Raw genomic sequence first — 25,142 nt, forward strand, 5'->3', positions numbered from 1 at the left:
CCACTGAGCATTCGTCAGTTCATGCCGACGCACCATGACCGACTCATGCCCGGAACGGCAGCAGATCCACCACCCGGGCAAGAGCCATCAGACACGGCCTAGTGCTGCCCCGCGCAAGTTCGTGGAGGGGTGTTGGGTCTGATCAGGCGGTCTTGAGTGGGCTGCCGTCATAGGTCCATCTGTACGGCTTCGCGGTCTCGTTGCGGCCGATGACGTAACTCTCCAGCTTGTCGATGAGGTCATTGCGGCTGGAGAAGTCACCGTGTCGCAGCACGCGGCGGGTCAGGACGGAGAAGAACAGCTCGATCTGGTTGAGCCAGGAGGCGTGCGGCGGGGTCCAGTGCATGTGCCAGCGCGAGTGGTCGGCCAGCCATGCCTTGGTGTGTTTGGCGGTGTGGGAGGAGCCGTTGTCCAGCACGACATGGATGTCCTGGTCTGGGGCGATGGCCGTGTCGAGCTGGTCGAGGAAGGCAGTGAACGTCGCTGCGTCGTTGCGGGCAATGATCTCGGTGAGGACCTCGCCGGTGCGCACATCCAGGGCGGCGACCAGCGAGGCGGTGCCGTGGCGGCGGTACTCGAACTCCTCGCGAGCGGGCTCGCCCGGCCTGGCGGGACGACCGGGGTGGCGCCTGGCGCGGGCGGCGATCGCGGTCTTCTCGTCGATGGACAGCACCACCGCCCCTTCAGGCGGGTCGCGGTACAGGTCGCACACGTCCGTGACACGGTCCCAGAAGTCAGGGGTGTCCCGGCGGGTGAGCCAACCGCGGAACCGGTGCGGCTTGAGGTCCAAGTCGGCCAAGTTCCGGCCGACTTGGGAGGCAGAGATGGTGACGAAGACAGTGCCGGCGACCTGGGCGGCGATCGTGCGGTGCGACCAGGTCGCTTCCGGGTGCGGGGGCGCACTGGTGGCGGCGGCCACGATCGCCAACGCCACCTGGGGCCCGTATACCGTGGGCCGGCCCGACCGGGCGGCGTCCTTCAGCCCGTCCCGGCCCAGAGCGGCGAACCGTCCGCGTCACTTACGGACCGTGTTCACGCTGACCGCCAGGTCCGGCGCGATGGCCCCATTGCTCAGGCCCTCAGCCGCCGCCAGCACGATCCGCGCCCGGAGCACCGCCCGCACCTGCGCTTTCAGGGAAACCGCTGTACGGATCAGACGCTCGCGCACCCTCTCGTCCAACTCCACCACGACCGCCTCAACCATCCCGGCCACACCCTCGCCCGCCCCCGACCAAAGTGATGATCACGCGTATGCGGGGGTGCCCCAGCAGGATGGACCCGTGCCGAAGAATCCGCCCGAGTCCATGCAGGATCACCTGCGCCACCGTCTGAACGTCCGCGCCAAGGAACGCTGGCCCCAGCTCGCCCGCGTCCAGGTGCGCTTCCGCTCAGGATTCACCCACGTGGCGGGGGAACTGCCGGGCGAGGAGGAACCGCTGCCGCTATGCCGCCTGCGCTTCACCGGCATCCTGCACACCTGGGGCTTCGCCCTCTACCTCGCCAGCCGAGGCAAGTACGAGGACAACCTCCTGCCCACCGGCCTACCTATCGGCAGCCCCGAAGACTGCATGGACTGTGCCTGCTACCTCTACCTCGGTGACCAGCCGGCCTGACCAACACCCCTTCACGAACTAACGCGAAGGAGGACTACCGCGCATCGAAGGCAACCCATGTGTTCCCCGGCAGCTCGGGCTTCCCAGGCACCGGTCGCCGCTCCTCGGTCCAGGCCTCGCCCGCGACTTCGGAAGCGACGTGACGCCAGAAGCGTGCCGCGCCCGCGTTCTCCTCCTGAAAAGCGATCTCCCATCGGCCAGGGTGCGCGGCCAGGACGGCCTGCACCGCTCGCAACCCCAGGCCCGACCTGCGTGCCCCTCGCACCACGAAGAAGCTGTTCAGCACGCGCGCATCGCTGTCCAGCGCGCGTACGAACGCGAAGCCGACCGGCCGGTCACCAGACCATACGAGATAAGCCGACCAGGTGGGATCGCCGATCGCCGACTCTAGCCACTCGCGGCGGTATGTTCCGTCCGGGTTCGGCAGGACGCCCCAGAACTCCGACAGGTCGTGCAGGAAAAGCGGCCAGAGTCGTTCCAGGACGTCGCGGTCCTCGGCGCCCGCTCTGCGGACAACAAAGTCTGCCATCTGATCCTCCTCAAGAACGCGAGAAGCCTTCCGGCAGACCGGAAGGCTTCGAACTATCGAGCGGACCTTATCGTGTCTACGACCTGGACACACAGCTCGCAGATGCAGGCCGCGCGGACGGTGTCTGCGTCGGCACCGTCACGTTCGGCCAACGTAGCGGACGCACGGAGGTTCACCTGCACCACTCCACGATCTAACGCGGCACAGCACTAGAGCCTGTCCGGCGGATCATGTGACCGTCGTGGCTTCGGGTCCTTGGAGTGACATGGGGGGTGGCGGGCCGGCGCTGGTCGGTGCTCCCGCTCCTCCTCAGTGGCACCAGCGAGGAAGCGGAGGAAGAAGTCCGCTGATTCCACCGGGAGTTCGTCCCGCACCGGCATGTAAGGAACGTAGTACCGGCAACTTCCGAGACACGCAGGGGATCGTTCTTCAGGCAGACCCTAGACCTTCGAGTCCGGCTTCCAGTCCTGGGCGAGGAGCCCGAGCAGCACCTCGTCGAGAAACTTGCCCATCACCCACGCCGAGGAGCGCAGCACGCCCTCGCGGACGAAGCCGTTGCGCTCGGCTGAGCGCAGCATCGCGGCGTTGTCCGACAGCGTCTCGATCTGCAACCGCTGCAAGCCGCGCACGACGAAACCGTAGTGGCACAGCACCGCGACCACGTCGGTGCCGTAGCCCTTGCCGCGGGAGGACGGCAGCAGCCCAAGGCCGATGTGCGCGGACCGGTTGTGGTTGTCGATGTTCGACAGCACCGCGGTGCCGACCAGCGTGCCGCCGCCCAACTCCACCACAGAGAACGGGACGTGCCCTTGCTCCTTGTCGTCCACCACGAGCCGCGCGTCCTTCGAGCCGGGCGTGCTCGGCCGCCACGGCCGGCTCTCGGCCCGCGAGGAGTTGACCACGTCGTCGTAGAGCTCAGCCCGCAGGATCGGGATGTCCTCCTCGTGCCGGGCCCTGAGCCCGACCTTGCTGCCTCTAAGCATGCAAACTTTCTATCCGACCGTGTTCGCCGACAGCAAGGCAGTAAGGCAGTAAGGCAACTGCATCTGCATCTCCCAGGCCCCCAGGCCCCCAGGGCCTGGAGGCATCGTGTGCAAGGCAAGGGATGCTTCGTCTGGGTCATCGGACCGGCGGCAGGGGATCGTGCCGCTCGGGTAAGGCCGGGGCCGGACCTGGGTAGCTATCCTCGCGGCATGGCATCCCGAATCAGCGAAATCGTCATCGACGCGGAAGACGCCGGCCGACTGGCCGCATTTTGGTGCGATGTCCTCGGCTACGTCGAGCTGGACCGAGAGGATGACGGCAGCATCCAAATCGGCCCGCCCGGAGTCGGATTCGGCGGAGCACAGCCCACCCTCGTCTTCAACGCGGGCCGCAACCCCCGGCTCGGGAAGCTCCCTTTGCACATCGATGTCAACGCCACCGACCGCGACCAGGAAGCCGAGCTGAGCAGGTTGCTCGCGCTGGGCGCCGTGCCTGTCGACATCGGCCAGACCGGAGAAGAGAGCTGGCATGTCCTGGCCGACCCCGAGGGCAACGAGTTCTGTCTCTTGCGCACGCAGCTGAAGTCCCTCTGAGGTCCTGCCACTTCGAGCAAGGCATCCGGCCAGAAGGCCCCGGCAGCGTCGGTGCCAGCTCGGATGGGTGCCTGTTTCCCGCGTCTGGCTGGCAGAAAGCGAAGTTACGGGCCCCCTTGCCGCTTCAGCCTGCCAGGAGGCTGCCTGCGGCGTGGTCTTCCCCAGGAGCGAGCGCACAGCGAGGGATGTCACTCGTATCGCCCGGCGCTCCGGGCAGCTCGGCTCCGCTTCCATGAGCATTCCCTGCTGTTCGAGGAAGGTGCCGGCGGCCCTCATCGGTGAGTCTGCCTCCGGGCACGGTGCTCGCCTCCTGTCCGCCGGCATGCGCGGAGCTGGGCGCGCCCGCACACCCCCGCTGCACCGTATGCGTTCACACCGGTTTCCACGTGCCCGCCGACAAGATCGACCGGTTGCCGCCCAGCTACGCCCCCAACCCGCAGACCGGTGAGTTCACCGTGTGGGACGAGGCGGTGGGCGGACGGTACAGCGCGCCTCCGGCGTTCCAGGCCGGCGGCGGCGGGCTGGTCTCCACCGTCGACGACTACCACGCCTACTTCCGGATGCTGCTGAACCAGGGGACGCACGGAACCGAACGGATCCTGTCCCGGCCCGCCGTCCAGCTGATGACCACCAACAGCCTCACGCCCGAGCAGGAGAGCGCCCGATCCGCCCTGGCCCGCAACGCCGTCCATGTGTCGTTCGGCCAAGGACAGCAAGGCGGCTGGGGCTTCGGGATGGCGGTGCGCACCTACCGCGCCGACTACGCGCCCATCGGCCAGTTCGGCTGGGACGGCGGAACGGGCACCTCGACGTACGCCGACCCGGACAACCAGCTCACCGGAATCCTGCTCACCCAGGTCGGCCTGACCACTCCGGACCCGGCGCGGCTCGTCCACGACTTCTGGACCACGCTCTACCAGGCGATCGACGACTGACACGGAGCCCGCGCCCCACTACGCCCGGGGCACAGGGGTGATGGTCCGTTCGACCTCACCGCCCGCGACGCCCTGGGCATCGTCCGCCAGGGGACTCCTCCGCCGGCGGTCGGCGAACCCCGCTCGACCAGGGGCTTTACAAAGCCATTACTCTGACGATGTTCAGAATATTGACGTGGCCCAGGGGGGATGCGCGACGCGCACCTGGGGCCCGTGAGGGGATAGCAGACGTGAAGCTCAAGTTCCAGCGCATGGCCGTCGTGGCCGCCGCCGCGGTGGTCGGACCGACCGTGCTCATGGCAACTCCCGCCATGGCCGAAGAGGTGCAGCACCCGGCCGTCACCACTCCGGACGTCGAGCCGAACGGCGACGCGGCCCCGGAGACCGGTGAACCGGCCGGTCAGCAGGCCCAGCAGCCGAAGGCTCAGGAGCCGAAGGCCCAGGACCCGAAGGCTCAGGACCCGAAGGCGCAGGCGAAGCCCGACGCCGCCGCCAAGAAGGACGAGAAGGCCGCAAAGGCGCCGACGACGACGCTGACCGGGCTTCCCGGTGCGTTCAAGGCGGGCAGCGAGTGGCGGGAGTTCTCCCTCCACGTGGACAACTCGGGCCGGCCGGCGGCCGACGACTACTCGCTTGAGCTCGCCCTCATGGCCCGCGACACGACGGCTTGGGAGTCGGGCGACATCCAGCTCGAGGTGAACGCCCCCAACGCCTCCGGCACCTGGGGCTGGCACAAGGTCGAGGCGTACGGCTCGGAAGAGGCGTACAGCTTCACCCTCGCCGATGTCGACATCGAGGCGAACGAGGTCTTCGACCTCAAGCTCCGCATGAAGTTCGCCAAGGACTCCGCCCCCAGCCGCTTCTCCCTGAGCACGACCGCCGAAGGCGGATCCGCGGACCGGGTCCGGTACGACTCCAAGGTGACCGCCGCCGACCCGCAGTCGGGCCACCGGGGCCCCAAGGTCGTGCTGAAGGGCCTGCCGGACACCGGCCTGAAGGCCGACGGCGAGTGGAAGCCTCTCACCCTGAGCGTCGACAACACCGGCAAGGGCGCGTTCGACCGGTACGGCTTCCGCGTCTTCCTCGCCAACGACGCGAACACCCTCGAGGCGAAGCACCTCCAGGTCGAGGTCTGGGACGGCAAGAACTGGGTCAAGGGCGACAAGGAGCTCTCTTCCTGGGCCGCCGGAATCGTCTTCGACCGCGCTGTCGGCAAGGACGCGAAGGTCGACATCCAGCTGCGGGTCAAGGTCGCGCCGGACGCCCCGCTGGGCAGGGCCTTCGTCGTGGTCGACGCGAGCTACGACGACGACATCATGTCGCCCCTGATCTTCACCTACACCTCCGTTTCCGCCCCGGGCAGCGATGCCGGCAACGGTGGCCAGACCGGCAGTGGCCAGACCGGCGGCAACACCGGCGGCAACGGCAGCGACAACACCGGTGGCGGCAACACCGGGAACCAGCCGAAGCCCGACGGCGGCGGCGCCACGCCCGTCGTCAACCAGGGCGCCGGCTCTCCCACCGGCACCGCCACCGCCACCGCCACCGGCGGCCAGCTCGCCACCACCGGCTCCGACCCGGCCACCAGCTGGGCCCTCGGCGGCGCCGGGGTGGCGCTCGCCATGGGCGCCGCTCTCGTCGCCGGCACGGGTAGGCGCCGACGCACCACCGCGTAAGGCCTGTCGCGGGGAGGTCCCGTACGCCATTTCGTACGGGACCTCCCCGCGCGCGCGTGACCGCGAGGGAAGTACCTGAGGACGAGAGCGGCCAGGGGCATCGCGGCGGCCGAGACCGTACGGCGACCTGTCCCACTACCCGGCGGAAGCCCGATCTCGCGGCGAGCGGCGTTCCACCCGCCGCCAGGCGGTCCCCGAGGCAGTAGAGGATTACGCGTTGTTCTCCGCGCGGTGACGCTCGATCGCCAGGGCGAGGTCGCTGCGCTCCCTGCGGGCCGCGTCCGCCTCCTCACGCACCTTGTCGAGACGCTCCTCGAGCCGGCCGACCCGCTCGCGGTAGCGTTCGAGCTCGGCACGCACGAACTCCGCGTCGGCCACCTGCTGCGCGGTTTCGTTGCGGATCTTCTCCGTCTCCTCCTCGAACATCTGCTTGGCCTCGTCCAGCTGGGCGATGGCCATCTCCGCGGCCTCTTCCGCCAGCGCGGTGCGCTGCTCGGCGGCCAGAGTCCGCTGGGCCGCGGCCTTGGTCACGGTCTCGATGCGCGCCTCGGCGGCAACCGAGTCCGTGATGATGGCCAGCTCTTCGAAGTAGGCGGGCAAGTCTGTGGCCAGCTGGGACATGAGTGCGATGAGATTGTCACGAGCCTCGGCCCCGTCCCGTACGGCTTCCATCACCTCCGCGCCGTGGGGAGAGGCCGGGTCGGGCGCCTGGGCTACGGGCGGCGGCGTGGTGATCTGGGCGGGGAGCCGAGCGTCGGCCGCCGCTTTGGCCGCCTTCTTGGCTTCGGCCGCTTGGCGCTTCTCCTCCTTGCGCTGCTGCCTCGTGGCGCGGAACTTGCGGAAGGCACCCAGCGCATTGTGCTCGGGATGACCGCAGTAGTGAGGGGCCGGGGCGTCGGGCGTCGGCGCTTCGACGTGATTGGTGCATTCCGGGTAGGCGCATATCCGAAGCGTCTCAACAGTCATTTCTCCGCCTGTCCAGTGGTGTTCGGTGTTCGGGTTCTGAAGTCGAAGCGGCGCCCCGGCACAGCTTGCGCCGACCGGTCGCACACGGGGGATGTACCGATCACGCTAGAGGCGGACGGGGCCCTCCGGGCGTCGCACGGGGTTGCCGTCAGGAATCTGTAAGATCGCGCGGCCGCCGCGCCCTCACGGGGCGTGGAGTGCGAGAACGACGTTTTGGCCGCCGAACCCGAAAAGCTGTGGCACGGCCCGTCACCCTGCCGAATGGAGGTCATCCGGGCGTATTACATGGGTAGGGGCCTGGCATGAAGGACCACGAGTTCCAGCGGTCAGGGGCCGAGAAGCTGCTGACGGGGCTGAGCGTGGATGACCGCCGGCCGGAGCAGCCCGTGCTGCTGGACTCCTCCGGCGCTCCGATCCGCACGTGGCAGGAGAACTACCCGTACGACCGCAAGATCAGGCGGAAGGAGTACGAGCGCACCAAGCGCATCTTGCAGATCGAGCTCCTGAAGCTGCAGCGCTGGGTGAAAGACACCAGGGCCCGGCTGGTGGTGATCTGCGAGGGCAGGGACGCGGCGGGCAAGGGCGGCACGATCCAGCGGTTCACCGAGCGGCTCAACCCCCGTGGGGCACGGATCGTCGCCCTGGACAAGCCGACCGAGCGGGAGGCGGGGCAGTGGTACTTCCAGCGGTACGTCGCTCATCTGCCGGCAGCCGGTGAGATCGTCTTCTTCGACCGTTCCTGGTACAACCGCACCGGCGTCGAGAAGGTCATGGGGTTCTGCACCCAGGAACAGTACGAACTGTTCCTGCGGCAGTGCCCGGCCTTCGAGGCGATGCTCGTGGAGGACGGGATCCTGCTGGTGAAGTTCTGGTTCTCGGTCTCCCGCGCCGAGCAGCGCACCCGATTCGCGATCCGCCAGGTCGATCCGGTGCGGCAGTGGAAGCTCTCGCCCACGGACCTGGCCTCCTTGGACCTGTGGGACGCGTACACCACCGCGAAGGTCGCGATGCTCCGCGCGACCGACACCGACCACGCGCCCTGGACGGTGGTCAAGAGCAACGACAAGCGGCGAGGCCGGCTGGAGGCGATCCGCAGCCTTTTGTCGCGCATTGATTACGACCGGAAGGACGAAGCGGCGGTGGGCCGCCCCGATCCCCTCATCGTCGGTTCCGCCGACACGCTCCTGGAGGCGGGCGAGGCCCCCGCCGACCTCTCCCCCACCCCCCTGGGCGGACCACCCCTCGGCCCCGGGCTGCATCCGCACCCGCAGCACCCCGCAGAGCCGCAGTCGTCAAGCCCGCGCCCGCCTGGCTACAGCCGGCCCCGGCGCACCGGAGAGGGGACCGGCAGCGGTCGGTAGACCGCGCGAGTCGGCATCGCCTGTGCCCCGGCCCGGAACCCTCCAGCCCTTTGTCTCACCTGCGCCGGACGAGGGCGCGGCTGCGGGGACGAACTGCACTACCCGCAGCTATCCACCGCTGCGCTTGCCGGGCGGGTCCTGGGGGTCCACACCCGTCGAGGCGGAAGCGTCCTTCGTTCCACTGGGCCGCTGGGATCGGCCTCGGGTGCCGGTGTCGTGCATGCCCTTGTCCCCGGAGCCCTTGCTCTGCTCCTCCCCGCGTTTGCCCCTGCTCTTCACCGGGTTGCCGTGGGGGTTGCCCGCCTCTTCCTTGGACACCGTCCGGCCGGGCCCCTTGTCCGCGGCGTACTTGTCCGGGTGGAAGGAACGGTGGGCGCTCGGGTTCTCCTGCTGACGGGTCTCGTCCACATCCGGCGACCAGCCGTGCTGCTCGGTGCCCTCGTAGCGACTCGGACCCTTGCCGTGCGTGGGCTGGGACGGCTTCGGCTGCTTCGTCATGGCCTGGCCTGCTGTCTGTCTCGGGATAGGCGCACGGGTGCGGCGCCTCTACCGCTGGTCCTGCCATCGTCCCACCATTCGCCCAAGCGGTCGCCTCGGCTCCTGATGGGTGCAAGAACACCCTGGTGGGGTTCCGGTTCCGGTTCCAGGTGATGCCTGCCGGGCCGGTACGTACTCCCCTCGCGCGGGATCGCGGCGGGTCAGCCCGGCCAGGTACCGGTCATACGCCGGGTGGCCACGGCGCCCGAGCGGTCGACAGCGGCCTTGACCACGGCGAAGATCGCGCCCTGGATGGCGGCGGCGACAAGGATCTGCTGCCAGGAGCGGTCTTCGTCCGTGGCGCTGGGAGCGTCGCCTTCGCCTTCGACGAGCTTCCAGGCCTGCTTGAACGCGGCGCCCGCGATCATCCCGCTGACGGCACCCAGCGCCAGACCGACGGGCTTGTAGGCGACCTTTGAGGCTTTCATCGGCGTCCGCGGCTGCGCCGCACCAGCAGGAGGACGACCAGAGCAGCGCCGGCCATGAGCAGCAGCTTCCGGTTGGCGCGTGCCACCGTCGCGGCCTGGCCGGCCTTGTCGAGAACCGGGTCGGGCGTCGTGTCCTGCACCAGCTGCGCGGCGTGCTCGGCCTTCGCGCGGATCTGGTGGGCGACGAGGGCGGTCTTCTCGGCGGCCCCTTCTCTGACAGCGGCTGCCTTCTCCTTCGCCTGGGCCTTGACGTCGGCCTTGCCCGCCAGAGCCTCGACGGTCTGCCCGAGTTCGTCGCGGGTGCGCTCGACCTGCTCACGCAGCTCGTCGGGGGTGGGCGTGCCGATATTGGTCCGGGATTCTTTGGTCATCGGTGCGCCTTCTCCCTGATCTCGGCCAGGTCGGCCTTGACGCTGTCGAGGGTCTGCTCCGGTACGGGCGCGCCGGCCTCGGCGATCTGCTTCTTCCCTGCCAGGGCAATCACTGCGGCAACCACCGCGAGCGCCGCCGTAAGGATCAGGGCCGATGCCCACACCGGCAGTATCAACGCGAGGGCTGCGATGCAGGCTGCGATCAGGGCCTGAGCTGCCAGAATTCCGATCAGGCCCGCCGCGCCGAAAAGGCCGCCGCCCTTCCCGAAGCGTTTACCTTTCTGAGTCATTTCTGCCCGCGCAAGTTGCATCTCCTCGCGGACCAGCTCCGAAATCTGCTGGGAAGCGCGCGAAACCAGCACGCTCACGGATTCATCGGAGCTGTGGGTCTGCCGCTCTATCGTGCTCATGCGGAGTCTCCCCTTACGATGCGCACGCCGTTGTCGTGGCGCGCCTACCCAGTAAACGACCGAGCACCCACGCCACAAGCGGATGCTTCTGTGCGTGGGTCGCTTCCGCCAGCCTTGCGCTCACGAGAGCGGACGGGATGCTCCAGCCGTTCGCCCTTGCCCGCACCGCCACCGCTGCCGTCGCTGCCGCCGCCGAGCGATCCATACGCGCTCACCGCTCCATGCGGCGGCGGTCCTGGTCGCTCCACGCGCGGGTTTCGCGGGGCCGGACATAGGGCTCCGCGTCCTCGGGCAGCCCTCCCGCGATCGCCCGCTGGCGGGCCAGCTCCGCATCGAACTCCAGCCCGAGTAGGATCGCAAGGTTGGTGATCCACAGCCAGACCAGGAAGACGATCACACCCGCGACCGTGCCGTACGTCTTGTTGTACGAAGCGAAGTTCGCGACGTAGAACGCGAAGCCGGCCGAGGCGATCATCCAGATGGCCAGGGCCAGGAAGCTGCCCGGTGTCACCCACCTGAATCCGCGGCCCTTGGCGTTCGGCGCCGCCCAGTACAGGAGCGCGATCATGATCGTGACGAGGAGCACCAGGACCGGCCATTTCGCGATCGACCACACCGTCAGGGCACTGTCGCCGATCCCCAGGGCGGTCCCCACCTGCCGCGCCAGGCCGCCGGTGAAGACGACGATCAGCGCGCTGGCACAAGCGAGGACCATCAGCGAGACGGTCAGCGCCAGGCGCAGCGGCAGCACTTTCCACACCGGGCGGCCCTCGGGCATGTCGTAGACGGCGTTCGCGGAGCGGATGAACGCGGCCACGTAGCCGGAGGCCGACCACAGCGCCACGACGAGACCGACGACCGCCATCAGCGACCCGACCCCGCTGCGGCCCTGCAGCTGCTCCACCGCGTCTCTGATCACGTCGCGGGCGGAACCGGGAGTCAGCTGCTGCAGGTTGTCCAGCACCCGCTCGGTCGTCGAATCACCGGCGAGGCCCAGCAGGGACACGAGAACCAGGAGGGCGGGGAAGAGCGCCAGCACCCCGTAGTAGGTCAGGGCCGCGGCGCGATCGGCCAGCTCGTCGTTCCGGAACTCCTTGACCGTGCCGCGCAGTACCGCCCTCCAGGAGCGCGCGGGCAGGTCCGAAGGCTCATCCGGGGCCCGCTCCTCGACCAGCTCGCCCGGGCCCGCGACGGCATCCCGCTCGGCGTCGGTACGCTCACGGTCGCTGCCTTGGCCTCGGCTCGGTAGGGGTGTCATACCCGCCGGCTTTCCACCCCGGCGCCACTCATGCCGGTTCGCCCTCGGAAACGGATCCCTTCGTGCCCTGCAGCTGATTGAGCGCGGCGCGCGCTGTCAGGCCCATCTCGATCCGCATCCTCACGGACCGAGCCAAAGGGGATGAATCGCAGTGCTTGCGACATCAAAGCCAGGTGCGCGGGTAGCCGGACAGCATGGCCCCCAATAGGAACACCCCGCTGCGCGCTGTCGCGCTCGTCTGCACCCTCTCCCCCTCCCCCGCTCCGTCCAGCTCCCAGTTGCTGGCCGAGCAGACGATGGCAGCCCTCGCCGAGCACGGCGTCACGGGCAAGACCATCCGGATCGCCGACCACGACGTGAAGCCCGGCGTGGAGACCGACATGGGCGACGGCGACGCCTGGCCGGAGATCCGCGACACCATCCTCGGCACCGACATCCTGGTCCTGTCGACCCCGATCTGGCTCGGGCATCCGTCCAGCATTGCCCAGCGGGTCCTGGAGCGTCTGGACGCGGAGATCTCCGAGTCCGACGCCGAGGGCCGCATGCTCACCTACGGCAAGGCCGCCGCGGTCTGTGTCGTCGGCAACGAGGACGGCGCCCACAAGGTCAGCGCCGACCTCTTCCAGGGCCTCAACGACGTCGGTTTCTCCCTCGCCCCGAACGCCGTCACCTACTGGGTAGGCGAAGCGATGCAGGGAACCGACTACCAGGACCTCGACAAGACCCCCGAGAAGACCGCCGCCACCACGGCCACTCTGGCGGCCAACACCGCCCACCTCGCCCGGCAGCTCAAGGCCGCCCCGTTCCCGGCGAGCTGACCTACGGCTTCACTCCTTGCGCACAGCGAACAGCGCACGGCGCACAGCACACGGCGCACCTCGGAGACCGGAGAAGCGAATGTCATCCCAGGAAGCACCCCGCGTGTCCGACCCCGTCACGCGCTACCCCGCCCGCCGTTCCCTGATCAGAAACAGGAACACCGGAGAGGTCCGTCCGCGGGCCTGACATGGAGGCACCGCTGTCATCGACGCCGCCGCGGCGGCGGCCCCAAGGAGAACGATCATGACGAAGCAGCAGACATCGGAAGACGCCGCCAAGAACGAACTGCCGGGTAGGCCGGGCCCCTTGCCGCCGCCCGTGTCCGAACCGACGGAGCCCACGGATCCCCTCCCCCCGAAGCCCGATCAGGATGGCCCCGAGACGGTGAGCCCGACAGGGCAGGCGACGGACGCGGACCAGGCACGCGTGGCGCAGAGCGGCGCGTACCTGACGACGGCCCAAGGGACGCGCCTGCCGGACACCGATCACTCGCTGAAGGCCGGGGCTCGTGGCCCGGTACTGCTCCAGGACCACCATCTGCGCGAGAAGATCACGCATTTCGACCACGAGCGGATCCCCGAACGGGTGGTCCATGCGCGCGGCGCCGCCGCCCACGGCATCTTCCAGGGCTACGGAGCGGCCGGCGAAGTGTGCAAGGCGGCGTTCCTCGCCAAGGACGTGGAGACGCCGGTCTTCGTACGGTTCTCCACCGTCCTCGGCTCGCGCGGTTCGGCCGACACCGTGCGCGACACCCGCGGCTTCGCGACGAAGTTCTACACCGAAGAGGGCACCTTCGACCTGGTCGGCAACAACATCCCGGTCTTCTTCATCCAGGACGCCCTCAAGTTCCCGGACGTCATTCACGCGGGAAAGCCGCATCCGGACCGGGAGATCCCGCAGGCGCAGAGCGCGCACGACACGTTCTGGGACTTCGTGTCCCTGCACACCGAAGCCACCCACCACACCCTCTGGAACATGTCCGACCGCGGGATCCCGCGGTCGTTCAGGATGATGGAGGGCTTCGGGGTCCACACCTTCCGTCTGGTCAACGCGGTCGACGAGAGCGCGCTGGTGAAGTTCCACTGGAAGCCGAAGCTGGGCGTGCACTCCCTGGTCTGGGAGGAAGCACAGATGATCAGCGGCATGGATCCGGATTTCCACCGCCGCGACCTCTTCGACGCCATCGAGTCCGGCGCGTTCCCGCAGTGGGAGCTGGGCATCCAGGTCTTCCCCGACACCCCGGAGCAGACCTTCGAGGGCATCGACCTCCTCGACCCCACCAAGATCGTGCCGGAGGAGCGCTCGCCGGTCCAGCCCATCGGGCTGCTGACCCTGAACGCCAACACCAAGAACTACTTCGCCGAAACCGAGCAGGTCGCCTTCCACCCCGGCCATCTGGTCCCCGGCATCGACGTCACCGACGACCCGCTGCTCGCCGGACGGCTCTTCTCCTACCTCGACACGCAGATCAGCCGGCTCGGCGGCCCCAACTTCGGGCAGATCCCTATCAACCGGCCGCACGCCCCCGTCAACGACATGCTCCGCGACGGCATGCACCAGAGCGCCGTCCACACGGGCGTCGCCCCCTACCGGCCGAACAGCCTCGACGGAGGCTGCCCCTTCCTCGCCGGATCCGACGCGGCCGCCTACATCGAGACACCCGTGAAGGTCCCCGAGGCGGGCAAGGTCCGCGAGGCACCCGCCTCGTTCTCGGACCACTTCTCACAGCCGCGCCTCTTCTGGCTGAGCATGACGCCGCCCGAGCGCGAACACATCATCGCCGCTTACACCTTCGAACTGAACAAGTGCTACGAGCAGGCCGTCAAGGAACGCACCCTGAAGGTCCTCGCGAACATCGATCCTCAGCTGTGCGAGCAGGTGGCCGCGGGCCTGGGCCTGCCGGCGCCCGCGGCCACCGTGCCGCTCGTCACGTCCGAGCCCAGCCCCGCCCTCTCCCAGATGGGCGGGACCTGGCCGACGGACGGCCGCGTGATCGGCATCATCGCCGACCCGTCATCCGACCTGGACGGCGTACGGACCGCCCGACAGGCCGTGCTGGACGCGGGCATGGTGCCCCTCGTCGTCGCCCCGGCCGGCGGCACCCTCGATCCCAAGGGTGAACCGATCGCCGTTCAGCGGACCTTCGCCACCGCCCGCTCCGTGGAATTCGACGCCCTCCTCCTGGCAGGGGTGCCCGAGCCGGGCGCCGACGCCTACGGCGCCCGGGACTCCAAAGCAGGTGCTCCCGTACTGGAAGGTCCCGATCCGCGGATCCTGCTCATGATCACCGAGGCCTACCGTCACGGGAAGTCCATCGGCGGCTGGAGCGACGCCACGCAACTCCTCGAAACCGCGGGTATCGGACTCGACGAGCCAGGCATCGCCGCGGACGGGAGCAGTGCAGCGGTCGTGGAGACGCTGACGCGCGCACTGGGAGAGCACCGAGCCTGGGACCGGTTCCCCGCTGCCCTCTGACCTGCGCCGAGCCCGGCTCCACCGCACGGCGGCCCGGGCTTTTAATTGAAAACGGTCGTCGTTTTCATGTAGGCTCGCCGAGCACCTTCGACACCTCAGGAGATCTCGATGGCCGTCCCCAAGCGGAAGATGTCCCGCAGCAACACCCGCCACCGCCGGGCCCAATGGAAGGCCACGACGCCGCAGCTCGTCCCGATCACGGTCGACGGCTCCGTGTACCAGGTCCCGCAGCGACTGGTGAAGGCATACGAACGCGGCCTGCTGCGCCCCGAAGGCTGAACCGGTGGCACGCCCGACCGACACACCGCTCCCGGTCACCGTCCTCTCCGGATTCCTCGGAGCCGGTAAGACCACCCTGCTCAACCACGTACTGGGCAACCGCGAGGGCCTGCGCGTCGCGGTCATCGTCAACGACATGAGCGAGGTCAACATCGACGCCGCGCTCGTCCGCGGCGGAGAGGCCGCGCTGTCGCGCACCGAGGAGCGGCTGGTCGAGATGACCAACGGGTGCATCTGCTGCACCCTGCGCGACGATCTGCTGGAGGAGGTCGACCGGCTGGCCCGCGAGGGGCGCTTCGACTACCTCCTCATCGAGTCCAGCGGAATTTCCGAGCCGATGCCCGTGGCGGCCACGTTCTCGTTCCCGCGCGACGACGGCGCCACCCTGGGCGACCTCGCCCGCCTCGACACCATGGTCACCGTCGTGGACGCCGCGAACTTCCTGCCGGAACTCGCCGGCGGCGACGAACTCACCGCCCGCGGCCTCGACCAGTACGAGGACGACGAGCGCACCGTCAGCGATCTCCTCATGGACCAGATCGAGTTCGCGGACGTCATCGTCCTCAACAAGCTCGACCTGGTGGGGCCGGCCGAGGTCGCCAGGCTGCGCGCGACCCTCTCGCGACTGAACCCCGAGGCGAGGATCGTTCCCGCCGTCCGCGGGCAGGTGACCCTCGAACAGGTGCTGGGAACCGGCCTGTTCGACGTCGAACGTGCCCAGCAGGCCCCCGGCTGGGTCAAGGAGCTCAACGGCGACCACGTCCCGGAGACCGAGGAGTACGGAATCTCCTCGCTCGTCTTCCGCGCCGACCTCCCCTTCCACCCCGGCCGGCTGTGGACCTTCGTCACCAAGGGCCTCGACAGCGGCACCTTCGGACAGATCCTGCGCTCCAAGGGCTTCTTCTGGATCGCCAGCCGCCCCCGCGTGACCGGCCTCTGGTCCCAGGCCGGCGCCGTCGCCCGATTCGAACCTTCGGGCGCCCGCGGACCGGACACCGCGCAGGGCCAGGAGCTCGTCTTCATCGGCACGGGCCTGCGCGCCGACGCACTGCGGGCGGCCCTCGAAGCCTGCCTCCTCGGCCCGGGCGAAGCCGTGCCCGCCGTGGACGACTTCCCGGACTGGGAGACGTACGGGATCGACGACGCCTGCGAGCTCGAACACGGGCAGGTCGCAGGCACCGCCGCCTGAAGACTCCGGGCCGGACGGTGGTCGCAGCCACGGCACCGTCCGGCCCGGCTTTACAGCTCTTATTGACAATGATTTCCATTATCGTATACTGAGGCCATGGCACGCAACGAAGTACGCCCGATCATCAAGCTCCGCTCCACCGCCGGCACCGGCTACACCTACGTCACCCGCAAGAACCGGCGTAACGACCCGGACCGGATGACCCTGCGCAAGTACGACCCGGTCGCCCGCCGGCACGTCGACTTCCGCGAAGAGCGCTGACCCCTCCTCCCCCAGAGAGAGCCATCCCATGAAGCCTGGAATCCACCCCGCCTACGGACCCGTCGTCTTCCGTGACAAGGCCGCCGACTTCGCCTTCCTGACCCGCTCGACCGCTACGAGCACCAAGACGGTCGAGTGGGAGGACGGCAACACCTACCCGGTCATCGACGTCGAGATCTCTTCGCAGAGCCACCCCTTCTACACCGGCACCGCACGGGTACTGGACACCGCGGGACGCGTCGAACGCTTCGAGCGCCGCTACGGAGGGAGTAAGTGACCCTCCCCGTCGTGATCGTCGGCGGCATGCACACCGACGCGCGCAAGGAGACCGTCGAGCACCTGCTGCGCGCCGTGCCGGGAAGCATCGCCCTGCACCACGATCTGTCCTCGGCTGCCAGCGGCAACGTGCTTCGCACGCTGCGCGATTCGGGAGGTGAGGTGTCCGCCGACGAGACTCCACTGGTCAACGACTGCGCCTGCTGCGCGCTGCGCGAGGACCTGGTCCCCGAGCTGGTGCGGCTGGCCGCCGGTGGCCTGACCCGCCTGGCCGTGGTGGAACTCTGGGACTCGGTCGAGCCCAGGGCGATGGCCGAGGTCGTGGCCGCCCATGCCGGTGACGCACTGGAACTCACCAACGTGATCACCGCCGTTGACCCCGCGCTCGTCCTGCCCTGCCTCGGAAACGGGGACGACCTCGCCGAGGCCGGGCTCGCCGCCGCGGCCACCGACCAGCGGACCGTCGGGGACACCTGGGCCCGTCAGCTCGAATACGCGCCGGTCCTCGCCATCGCCGACAGCGAAGAGGCTGACGACGAGGACCGCGCCCTGCTCGCCCAGCTGCACCCGACGGCCCTCCAGCTGTCCACCGACTCCCGCGAACTCGCCCGCTCGGCGTTCGCCGGCTTCGACGTGGAGACGGCCGCCGCCGCCCAGCACCCCGCCTGCGCGCTCCTCCCCCAGGAGGCCGACGAGGCCGGAGTCGCCACATTCGTATGGCGGCGCCGCCGGCCGTTCCACCCCGAGCGGCTCTACCAGGCCCTGGAGGACCTGACGTGCGCTGCGGCCCGTAGCCGCGGCCGGTTCTGGCTCGCAGACCGTCCCGACACCCTCCTCGCCTGGGAAGCCGCCGGTGGCGCGCTGTGCGTCGAGAACGCCGGCCCCTGGCTGGCCTCGCTCCCCGACGCCGCCTGGGACCTGGTCCCCGCCATGCGTCAGGCCGCGGCCGCCCTCGACTGGGACCCCGAGCACGGCGACTGCTGCCAGCACCTGGTCTTCACCTCACCGGGCCTCGACCGCGACGGGATCGAACAGCTCCTGGATTCCTGCCTCCTGACCGAAGCCGAGTACACGGCCGGGCGGGAAGCGTGGAAGCGGCTCCCCGCCGCCTTCGGCCCGTTGCTCGACTCCGTTTCCTGACCCTTCCGCCCCACTGCCCCACTGCCCCACTCACCGACACCCCGAGCCCCGCACCCCGAGGAACACCCATGGCCCGCCGCCCCTCCCCCAGCAAGCCGCTGAAGTCCCGCCCCAACCCGCTGGACACGGCAGGAATCACGTACATCGACTACAAGGACACCGACCTGCTCCGCAAGTTCATCTCCGACCGGGGCAAGATCCGCAGCCGCCGGGTCACCCGCGTCACGGCGCAGCAGCAGCGCCGGCTCGCACAGGCCATCAAGAACGCCCGCGAGATGGCCCTTCTCCCGTACGCCGGCCGGTAGCGGAGAAGTCCTGGTCGAACCAGCCGTTCCGGGCGGCGGCCGCAGCGGCCGCGAAGCGGGTGCGGACGCCGAGTTCGTCCATCGCTTCGGACACCCGTTGTCGCACCGTCCGTACGGACACACCCAGCCGGCGGGCGACGGCCTCGTCGGTGAGCCCTTGGGCGAGCAGGCGCAGAACTCCGCGCGGGTCGCGGGTCGCGCCCGGTGCGCAGGGGACGGGTGTCGCCTTGCACCACAGCTCCTCGAACAGCGCACGCAGCGCCGCCACCAGCGCTGGAGCCTGGACCAGGTGGTGGGCCATTCCATCGGCCGAGGGATCGTGACCCCAGACCAGCGGAACTCCGGCGTAGTGCGGACCGAGGATGTGGAACCAGCTCGGCAGTGCGACCGAGGCGCGAAACTCTGCTCCCGCCTCGGTCAGGGCGCCGATCGCGGCCTGCGGAACCGGCGCGTGCAGCTGGTCCACGGTGACGATGCACCGCAGTGTGACGGTGCCCTCTCGGAGGAGTTCGGCGAAGCGCGGCAGATAGTCGGGGGTGAGCATCTCGAATGTCCCGGCGTCGGGGTTGACCGACAGACTCTCCACACAGGCGTGGGCGGCAGCGGTGGCTGACGCCCGCTGCCAGTGCTCGGACAGGTCCCGCACCGTCACCAGGGGACCGGGCGGGTCCGTGGCCGACGCGTAGAGATCGGTGAACCTGTCCATCGCACCAAGGAGTTCAGCGGCACGTGCCGCGTCCGCCGCAGCGGCGTGGAGCCTGTCGCGCACCAGCCGGGCGACGGCGGTCGAGGGCCGGCCGGCCCGTAAGCGTCCGTCTTCGCTGTGCACGAGGCCCAGGCTGGTCAGACGGGCGAGCGCGGCGGCTGTTCGCTCTACCGGGAGACCCAGCTCAGCGGCGATGTCGGCCGGGCAGCGGTCGGGCCCTGCCAAGGTGGCTTCGTAGGCACTCAGAGCGGTGTCGTCGATGCCCCACAAGGCCAGTGGGTTGGTCGTCACCAACGGAGCATGCCAGGCCCCTGCCGTCGCGAAACCCATGGTTCCGGCGACCTGGAGTGCGGGGGTCTTCTGCGCTCCGGGGGCCCCTCCGGCCCGCGGGCGAGCGCGCGGACATGCACTGGCCGGCCACTGCATGTTGCTGCGGCTGCATCCTTTGCCGCTGGTCCTCGCTGCGCGGTTCGGGGAGCGTTAAACCAGGACACGAAGGAGGGGTCTTGATGCTGGTTCACCGCCTACTCGCTCTCTTCTGCACGGCCGTGCTCGCGGCCGCGGGCCTGGGGGTCCTGGGCCCGCCTGCCGCAGCCGTCGGACAGCAGCCCGTCTTCCCCGTCCAGACACCGGCCTTCGCCGTCAATCCGGACGGACGGCTCGAAGTGTTCGCCGTGGACGGCAACGGCAAGCTGTGGCACAACTGGGAAAACGCGCGGGGAAGTTTCAAGGAGAAGAATGCCGTCGGCACCAGCACCGGGTTCCACGGCTGGGACGGCATCGGCGGCAACAACGAGGTGCAGCCCGGTGTGACCGCCATCGTCCGGGAGGACGGCCGCCTCCAGGTGTACGCGCGCGGCGTCGACAACACGGTGAAGGAGGTGCACCACACCAGCTTCGGGACCTGGAGCAGTTGGCGGTCGCTGGGTGGCTCCGCCCAGAGCGCCCCGGCAGCCGTACGCGCAGCCGACAACCGGCAAGTGATCTACTTCCGCGGGGACGGCAATGCTCCCTTCATGTTCCGTAGCCGTGGCCCGAACAGCGACGACTACGACATCCGCCGCCGGGACGGAGGGCACTTCAAAGGGGACCCTGCCGTCCTGCGAGCCCCGAGCGGCATGGTGAACGTGTTCGTGCGGGGCATGGACGACCGGTTGTACCGCTTCGAGGAAACGAACTTCGACGCCGCCCAGCCTCGTTGGGAGTACAACATCGGCAGCGAAACGATCACCAGCAAGCCGGCGCCCGCCTTGAAGGGCAATCGCTTCGTGGTCTACATGATCAATGCCGGTAGCCAGTTGATCGCCAGCGAGCAGATCTCCGATGCCACCGATCCGGCGTGGGCGAGGCTGACCGTATCGGACAGCGGTAGGTTCGGCGATCCGGCCGCCGTGAACTCTTCTCCCCACGTTCCCCAGGTCTGGCAGCACACGGGGGTGTACGGGCCGATCACGGTGCTGGAGAACGGCGTGCACACCCTGCCCTTCCCCAGCATCAACGCGGCCGGTAGTCCGGGAGCCGCTGTCGTCGGGGGTACGCAGCACGCGGCCGTCATCGCGGATGACGGGAGGCTGTACTACTGCGGACGCTTCCTCTCGGGCTCCGTGGTGACGTTCACCGGGTTCATGCGCATCTGAGTGGCCTACGGCTCGGACTTGGTGCCGGCGTGGCCCGCGGGATCGTGGTGGGCCACGCGGCGCTCCTCCAGCGGGGCCCGCCGCAGGACGTCGTCACCCACGCGGGGCAGGTGCGGGGTGTGGTTGACCAGGCGTGCCGAGTTACCGACCACCGCGATGCTGCTCGTGTTGTGCAACAGGGCCGCGAGAACGGGATTCATGGAACCGCCGGCTCCCGCGACCAGGCCCAGCAGGTTGACGCCGATCGCGAGCCCGTAGTTCTGACGTACGACGCGCAGGGTGTGGCGGCTCAGTTCCACGACGGCGGCGACCTGGCGCAGGTCGTTGCCGGCGAGTGCGATGTCGGCGGTCTCCAGTGCGACGTGGGAGGAGTGCTCGCCCATGGTGATGCCGACATCGGCCAGGGCGAGGGCTGGGGCGTCGTTGGTGCCGTCGCCCACCATGGCGACGGTGTGGCCTTCGGCCTGGAGGTCCCGGATCAGCTGGAGTTTGGCCTCCGGGAGCGCGTGGGCGTGGACTTCGGTGATCCCGAGGGTGTCGGCGACGACCTGGGCGGTCTCCTGCGCGTCTCCGGTGAGCAGGACGAGGCGGGCGACGCCCAGGTCGCGCAACTGCTGGACGACGGTTTCGGCGCCGGCCCGCACGGCGTCGGAGACGCCGAGCATGCCGATGAGGTCCTGGTCGTGGGCGAGGCAGATGACGGTCTCGCCGCCGGCGCGCAGCCGTTCGGTCCAGCCCTGAGCTTCCTCGGTGAGGTCGACGCCGTGCTGGCGCAGGAGGGCGGGACTGCCCACGAGGAGGCGGGTTCCGTCGAGTTCGGCCCGCATGCCCATCCCGAGGACGACTTCGCACGCCTGGTGGATCGGCACGTGGAGGTGCTGCTCCTCGGTGCGGGCGACGATGGCCTGGGCGAGCGGGTGGCGTGCGTGTAGTTCGCCGGAGGCGGCCAGGCTCAGCACCTCGTCGGCGGTGACCTCCTCGCTGAGGGTCACCACGCTCGTGACCAGGGGGCGGCCGAAGGTGAGGGTGCCGGTCTTGTCGAAGACGACTGCGGTGACCCGGCCGATGCCCTCCAGGTGGGTGCCGCCCTTGATGAGGGTGCCGCGGCGGGCACCGTTGCCGATGGCCGCGCTGATGGCGGTCGGGGTGGCGAGTCCCGCCGCGCAGGGGCAGGCGATGAGCAGCATGGTCATCGCGCGCCGCGCGTCGCGTGTGACGACGTAGGTGAGTGCGGCCAGGGCGAAGGAGACGGGGACGAAGCGCTGGGTGAAGCGGGTGGCCACGGTCTGGATCGGCGCCCGGTCCGACTGGGCCTCCTCGACCCGGCTGATGATCCTGCCGACCGTGGTGTCCCGGCCGACGGAGTCCGCGCGGATGGTGAGTGACCCGGAAGTGACGATGGTGCCGGCGTAGACGTGGGCGCCTTCCCTGGAGTAGACGGGCAGCGCCTCACCGGTGACGGCCGCCTGGTCCACCAGGGCCTCGCCGGTGAGCACGTGTCCGTCGACCGGGATGCGGTGGTGTTCGTACACGGCAACGGTGTCGCCGGGCTCCACGGTCTCCAGATCGACCTCGAGCTCGACGCCCTCACGTACGAGCCACACACGCTCGTCGCCGATCGTGAGCAGTTCCTCGATGGCGCGGCGCGTGCGGCGCAGAGTGAGGGTCTGGAGGAACTCACCGATGTTCAGCAGCCACAGGACGGTGAGGGCGACCACGTTCTCCCGGAGTACGAGGGAGATGACCGTCGCCGCCGTGACCAGCGTGTCCGTGCCCGGGCTGCTCCGGCCGCGCAGCGTGCGCAGGGCGCCCCGGAAGAACGGCAGACCGGTGAAGACGGTCACCACGCCGAGCACCCCGGAGGATCCGAAGGAGATCCGGGGCCTGCCCAGCAGGCGCCGCAGCGCCACGAAGGCCAGGACCGCTCCGCCGACCACCAGCCGGGCCACCTCTCCGGTGGAGGTGTCGGGCAGGGACCGGGAGGGCTTGGCCGCCACCACGGCCGCGGGCGGGGCCTCCTCAAGGGCCTCGACGAGCTGCTCGACGTTCAGGTGGTCGGGGGCCGCCCAGATCACGACGCTGCCGGTACGCGGGAAGATCCGCAGCGCGCGGAAGCCGCTGATGCCGGTCAACCGGTCGTCGACGAGGCCCGCGCAGCCGGGCCGTGCTCTCAGCCAGGGCACTGACAGCCGGACGCGGCCCGCGGCCACCGAGCAGACCACGACGGTCGACATGGTCAGTGCTCGTGTCCGTGATCGTCGTGGTTGACGGTGACCGCGGACGGCGGGGGCACCTCTTCACCGAGCGTCGTACGGGCCTCGGCCAGCATGTCACCGGCCTTCAGCCGGGCCTCCTCCGCCGCCGAGGCCAGCCACCTGCTCGCCACGATCCCGCCAGCGAGACCGCTGACCAGTGCTTTGCGCGCGGCCGGGGCCGCAGCGGGTGCGTTCTTGATGATCAGGCCGCCCACCACGCCGGATATCGCGTAATGGGCCAGCTTGCCGCCTGCCGTAGCGGCGATCGCGAGGGGGTGCATGAGCAACTCCTTCCGTGCGCGCCGAACGCGCGCCGGACCTCCCTCTCAGTGTGGACCCGCCGCGCCCACCGGGTCGAGCCGAGCCCGGGCCGAAGCCCCCTGGGCGGCCCGCCGGCCGCTCGCCAGTCGGCACGCCAGGTAGATGACGAAGGAAATGGTCGTGACGTACGGGCTGATCGGGATGGTGCTGCCCAGGGCGAGCAGGATGCCCCCTTCCATCGCCACGAGCGCGAAGGCGACGCTCAGCACCGGCAGCAGCACCGGGGAGGCCGTGAGCCGGGCGGCGGCGGCCGCCGGGGTGACGAGCAGTGCGAGGACGAGCAGGGCTCCGACGATCTGGACGCACAGGGCCACCGCGAGCCCGAGGACCAGCATGAACGCCAGCGACAGGGTACGGATGGGCAGGCCCCTGGCCTCGGCGACCTCCGGGTCCGCGCTGGCGAAGGTCAGGGGCCGCCAGAGGAACACGAGGGCGGCCAGCACCACGACGGACGTGCCGAGGAGCCATGCCATCTGCGGGGTGTCGACCGCGATGATCTGACCGGTCAGGATCCCGAATTTATTGGCCGTCCGCCCCTTGTAGAGGGACAGGAAGAGCACACCCAGGCCCAGCCCGAACGGCATGAGTATGCCGATGATCGAATTCCGGTCCCGGGCACGCACCCCCAGCACGCCGATGGCGGCCGCCGCCAGCAGGGAACCCACGATGGAGCCGGCGACGATGTTCACCCCCAGCAGCAGCGCCGCCGACGCACCGGCGAACGACAGCTCGCTGATCCCGTGCACGGCGAAGGGCAGGTCACGCATGATCACGAACACCCCGACCAACCCGCCCACCAGCCCCAGCAGGACCCCGGCCAGCAGCGAGTTGTGGACCAGGGCCAGCAGGTCGCCGTAGTTCTCGAAGTTGAAGATCTGCCGCCAGACGCCGCCGTCCCCACCGCCTTCGGCCAGCGGCCACGGTCCGCTCATGGCCGTCCACCGCCATTGGTGGTGGAGGAGGGGTGGTGCGGGCCGGCCGTGTCGGGTGCCCCCACCACGACGATGCGGCCCCGTACGCGGACCACGTCGACCTGCGTCCCGTACAGCTCGGACAGGGCGGCCGTGGTCATCACCTCGTCCGGCGGGCCGATCCGGAATCCGCGCGGGGCCAGATACAGCACACGGTCGGCGAGACCGAGCACCGGGTTGATCTCGTGCGTCACGAAGACGACGGCGGTTCCGGCGCGGCGGCGCCGTTCGTCCACCAGCGCGGTGACCGTGTGCTGGTGTTGCAGGTCCAGGGAGAGCAGGGGCTCGTCGCACAGCAGGATCCGCGGGTCGGTGGCCAGGGCCTGCGCGATGCGGACGCGCTGCTGTTCGCCGCCCGACAGCAGGCCGACGGGTGCGTCCGCGTAGGGCAGGGCTCCTACGGAGTCCAGGATCTCCTCGACGCGGCGGTGGACGGCGCCGGGGGCGATCGGCATCCCCCACCGGTGTCCCTCCATGCCGAGCCGTACCAGGTCCCGGGCTCGCAGCATCGTGTGGGCGGGGAGGGCCTTCTGCTGCGGCACGTACCCGACGTGCCGGCTGCCGTGCCGGGGCGGCAGGCCCAGAACCTCCAGTGTGCCCGCCGTCAGCGGCAGGCGGCCGAGGAGCACACGCAGCAGGCTGGTCTTGCCCGAGCCGTTCGGCCCCAGCACCGCCAGGAACTCGCCGGGACGTACGTCGAGGTCCAGATCGCACCACATCACTCGGTCGCCATGGGCAAGGGCTGACCCGCGCAGCCTGATGACCGGTGCGGCGGAGGCTTCGTCCGTCCGGGGAGCGGGTCCCGGCTGGGTGAGCGGCGCGACGGCTTCCGTACGGTCCACGACAC

Annotated in this window: 27 protein-coding genes and 3 pseudogenes; 14 read left to right on the forward strand and 16 right to left on the reverse strand. The window is 69.6% G+C overall.

All coding sequences use genetic code 11. From position 1 onward, the window contains the following. Window positions 1-142: 142 nt before the first annotated feature. A pseudogene (locus AB0D94_RS29855) lies at window positions 143-1,000 on the reverse strand (IS630 family transposase); the annotation flags it as partial. 15 nt (window positions 1,001-1,015) lie between these two features. Next, window positions 1,016-1,204 (reverse strand): hypothetical protein, encoded by a 189-nt coding sequence (locus AB0D94_RS29860; protein ID WP_362057941.1) that lies wholly within the window; start codon window positions 1,202-1,204, stop codon window positions 1,016-1,018. 76 nt (window positions 1,205-1,280) lie between these two features. Here AB0D94_RS29860 and AB0D94_RS29865 point away from each other — a divergent pair, with 76 nt between their 5' ends. Beyond that, window positions 1,281-1,613 (forward strand): hypothetical protein, encoded by a 333-nt coding sequence (locus AB0D94_RS29865; protein WP_362057944.1) that lies wholly within the window; start codon window positions 1,281-1,283, stop codon window positions 1,611-1,613. A gap of 34 nt (window positions 1,614-1,647) precedes the next feature. Here AB0D94_RS29865 and AB0D94_RS29870 read toward each other — a convergent pair whose 3' ends face one another. The 3 genes and pseudogenes from AB0D94_RS29870 to AB0D94_RS29880 all read right to left on the reverse strand — a co-directional run bounded on the left by AB0D94_RS29870 (window position 1,648) and on the right by AB0D94_RS29880 (window position 3,125). Further along, window positions 1,648-2,142: a GNAT family N-acetyltransferase gene (locus AB0D94_RS29870; protein WP_266992142.1), complete on the reverse strand. Its 495-nt coding sequence runs from the start codon at window positions 2,140-2,142 to the stop codon at window positions 1,648-1,650. A gap of 296 nt (window positions 2,143-2,438) precedes the next feature. Then, a pseudogene (locus AB0D94_RS29875) lies at window positions 2,439-2,560 on the reverse strand (histidine phosphatase family protein); the annotation flags it as partial. A 22-nt stretch (window positions 2,561-2,582) separates the two neighbouring features. Then, complete coding sequence (locus AB0D94_RS29880) at window positions 2,583-3,125, reverse strand: GNAT family protein (protein WP_362057948.1); 543 nt, start codon at window positions 3,123-3,125, stop codon at window positions 2,583-2,585. 210 nt (window positions 3,126-3,335) lie between these two features. Between AB0D94_RS29880 and AB0D94_RS29885 the strand changes: the two genes are divergently transcribed. The 3 genes and pseudogenes from AB0D94_RS29885 to AB0D94_RS29895 all read left to right on the forward strand — a co-directional run bounded on the left by AB0D94_RS29885 (window position 3,336) and on the right by AB0D94_RS29895 (window position 6,330). After that, window positions 3,336-3,719: a VOC family protein gene (locus AB0D94_RS29885; RefSeq protein WP_362057951.1), complete on the forward strand. Its 384-nt coding sequence runs from the start codon at window positions 3,336-3,338 to the stop codon at window positions 3,717-3,719. Window positions 3,720-4,093: 374 nt separating this feature from the next. Continuing rightward, window positions 4,094-4,654 (forward strand): annotated as a pseudogene (locus AB0D94_RS29890) (serine hydrolase); the annotation flags it as partial. A gap of 230 nt (window positions 4,655-4,884) precedes the next feature. Then, the gene (locus tag AB0D94_RS29895; RefSeq protein ID WP_362057954.1) at window positions 4,885-6,330 is read left to right on the forward strand and encodes a hypothetical protein; all 1,446 of its coding nucleotides are present in this window, start codon (window positions 4,885-4,887) and stop codon (window positions 6,328-6,330) included. A 210-nt stretch (window positions 6,331-6,540) separates the two neighbouring features. Here AB0D94_RS29895 and AB0D94_RS29900 read toward each other — a convergent pair whose 3' ends face one another. Then, a complete protein-coding gene (locus AB0D94_RS29900; RefSeq protein WP_362057957.1) occupies window positions 6,541-7,296 on the reverse strand; it encodes a hypothetical protein in 756 nt (251 codons plus the stop codon). 302 nt (window positions 7,297-7,598) lie between these two features. Here AB0D94_RS29900 and ppk2 point away from each other — a divergent pair, with 302 nt between their 5' ends. Continuing rightward, window positions 7,599-8,657: a polyphosphate kinase 2 gene (gene ppk2 / locus AB0D94_RS29905; RefSeq protein ID WP_362057960.1), complete on the forward strand. Its 1,059-nt coding sequence runs from the start codon at window positions 7,599-7,601 to the stop codon at window positions 8,655-8,657. 108 nt (window positions 8,658-8,765) lie between these two features. On the opposite strand, the gene AB0D94_RS29910 is transcribed toward ppk2, so the two are convergent. From AB0D94_RS29910 to AB0D94_RS29930, 5 genes are all read right to left on the reverse strand, one after another. Then, window positions 8,766-9,155, reverse strand: coding sequence for a hypothetical protein (locus AB0D94_RS29910; RefSeq protein WP_362057963.1), 390 nt, complete (start codon window positions 9,153-9,155; stop codon window positions 8,766-8,768). A 200-nt stretch (window positions 9,156-9,355) separates the two neighbouring features. After that, window positions 9,356-9,622, reverse strand: coding sequence for a DUF4235 domain-containing protein (locus AB0D94_RS29915; protein WP_362057966.1), 267 nt, complete (start codon window positions 9,620-9,622; stop codon window positions 9,356-9,358). Beyond that, window positions 9,619-9,993, reverse strand: coding sequence for a DUF3618 domain-containing protein (locus AB0D94_RS29920; RefSeq protein ID WP_362057968.1), 375 nt, complete (start codon window positions 9,991-9,993; stop codon window positions 9,619-9,621). The genes AB0D94_RS29915 and AB0D94_RS29920 overlap by 4 nt, the downstream gene beginning before the upstream one ends. Continuing rightward, on the reverse strand, window positions 9,990-10,403 hold the full coding sequence (locus AB0D94_RS29925; protein ID WP_362057971.1) for a phage holin family protein: 414 nt from the start codon (window positions 10,401-10,403) through the stop codon (window positions 9,990-9,992). Before AB0D94_RS29925 ends, AB0D94_RS29920 begins: the two co-directional genes overlap by 4 nt. 211 nt (window positions 10,404-10,614) lie before the next feature. Then, on the reverse strand, window positions 10,615-11,661 hold the full coding sequence (locus AB0D94_RS29930) for a YihY/virulence factor BrkB family protein (protein ID WP_362057974.1): 1,047 nt from the start codon (window positions 11,659-11,661) through the stop codon (window positions 10,615-10,617). A 194-nt stretch (window positions 11,662-11,855) separates the two neighbouring features. Between AB0D94_RS29930 and AB0D94_RS29935 the strand changes: the two genes are divergently transcribed. The 8 genes from AB0D94_RS29935 to rpsR all read left to right on the forward strand — a co-directional run bounded on the left by AB0D94_RS29935 (window position 11,856) and on the right by rpsR (window position 18,405). Beyond that, window positions 11,856-12,479: an NAD(P)H-dependent oxidoreductase gene (locus AB0D94_RS29935; RefSeq protein ID WP_362057977.1), complete on the forward strand. Its 624-nt coding sequence runs from the start codon at window positions 11,856-11,858 to the stop codon at window positions 12,477-12,479. 244 nt (window positions 12,480-12,723) lie between these two features. Next, a complete protein-coding gene (locus AB0D94_RS29940) occupies window positions 12,724-14,955 on the forward strand; it encodes a catalase (RefSeq protein ID WP_362057980.1) in 2,232 nt (743 codons plus the stop codon). Window positions 14,956-15,063: 108 nt separating this feature from the next. Then, window positions 15,064-15,234: a 50S ribosomal protein L32 gene (gene rpmF, locus AB0D94_RS29945; protein ID WP_007267665.1), complete on the forward strand. Its 171-nt coding sequence runs from the start codon at window positions 15,064-15,066 to the stop codon at window positions 15,232-15,234. Window positions 15,235-15,238: 4 nt separating this feature from the next. Then, window positions 15,239-16,423, forward strand: coding sequence for a GTP-binding protein (locus tag AB0D94_RS29950; RefSeq protein WP_362057984.1), 1,185 nt, complete (start codon window positions 15,239-15,241; stop codon window positions 16,421-16,423). Window positions 16,424-16,519: 96 nt separating this feature from the next. Next, a complete protein-coding gene (rpmG, locus tag AB0D94_RS29955) occupies window positions 16,520-16,684 on the forward strand; it encodes a 50S ribosomal protein L33 (RefSeq protein ID WP_362057987.1) in 165 nt (54 codons plus the stop codon). Window positions 16,685-16,712: 28 nt separating this feature from the next. Continuing rightward, window positions 16,713-16,961, forward strand: a complete 249-nt coding sequence (locus tag AB0D94_RS29960) for a type B 50S ribosomal protein L31 (protein WP_362057990.1) — start codon at window positions 16,713-16,715, stop codon at window positions 16,959-16,961. Between the two features lie 26 nt (window positions 16,962-16,987). Beyond that, on the forward strand, window positions 16,988-18,100 hold the full coding sequence (locus tag AB0D94_RS29965; protein WP_362058074.1) for a GTP-binding protein: 1,113 nt from the start codon (window positions 16,988-16,990) through the stop codon (window positions 18,098-18,100). 68 nt (window positions 18,101-18,168) lie between these two features. Then, a complete protein-coding gene (gene rpsR, locus AB0D94_RS29970) occupies window positions 18,169-18,405 on the forward strand; it encodes a 30S ribosomal protein S18 (RefSeq protein WP_362057993.1) in 237 nt (78 codons plus the stop codon). Here the strand turns inward: rpsR and AB0D94_RS29975 are convergent. Beyond that, a complete protein-coding gene (locus AB0D94_RS29975; protein WP_362057996.1) occupies window positions 18,359-19,402 on the reverse strand; it encodes a helix-turn-helix transcriptional regulator in 1,044 nt (347 codons plus the stop codon). The genes rpsR and AB0D94_RS29975 overlap by 47 nt on opposite strands. A gap of 218 nt (window positions 19,403-19,620) precedes the next feature. Here AB0D94_RS29975 and AB0D94_RS29980 point away from each other — a divergent pair, with 218 nt between their 5' ends. Continuing rightward, a complete protein-coding gene (locus tag AB0D94_RS29980) occupies window positions 19,621-20,748 on the forward strand; it encodes a hypothetical protein (protein WP_362057999.1) in 1,128 nt (375 codons plus the stop codon). A 5-nt stretch (window positions 20,749-20,753) separates the two neighbouring features. Here AB0D94_RS29980 and AB0D94_RS29985 read toward each other — a convergent pair whose 3' ends face one another. The 4 genes from AB0D94_RS29985 to AB0D94_RS30000 are packed head-to-tail and all read right to left on the reverse strand — an operon-like array spanning window position 20,754 to window position 25,137. Then, the gene (locus tag AB0D94_RS29985) at window positions 20,754-22,982 is read right to left on the reverse strand and encodes a cation-translocating P-type ATPase (RefSeq protein ID WP_362058002.1); all 2,229 of its coding nucleotides are present in this window, start codon (window positions 22,980-22,982) and stop codon (window positions 20,754-20,756) included. Window positions 22,983-22,984: 2 nt separating this feature from the next. Beyond that, window positions 22,985-23,284, reverse strand: coding sequence for a DUF1490 family protein (locus AB0D94_RS29990; protein ID WP_362058005.1), 300 nt, complete (start codon window positions 23,282-23,284; stop codon window positions 22,985-22,987). Window positions 23,285-23,329: 45 nt separating this feature from the next. Beyond that, a complete protein-coding gene (locus AB0D94_RS29995; RefSeq protein ID WP_362058008.1) occupies window positions 23,330-24,256 on the reverse strand; it encodes a metal ABC transporter permease in 927 nt (308 codons plus the stop codon). After that, window positions 24,253-25,137: an ATP-binding cassette domain-containing protein gene (locus AB0D94_RS30000; protein WP_362058011.1), complete on the reverse strand. Its 885-nt coding sequence runs from the start codon at window positions 25,135-25,137 to the stop codon at window positions 24,253-24,255. Before AB0D94_RS30000 ends, AB0D94_RS29995 begins: the two co-directional genes overlap by 4 nt. Window positions 25,138-25,142 lie beyond the last annotated feature (5 nt).

The organism is Streptomyces sp. NPDC048255 (assembly GCF_040652415.1).
Lineage (GTDB): Bacteria > Actinomycetota > Actinomycetes > Streptomycetales > Streptomycetaceae > Streptomyces.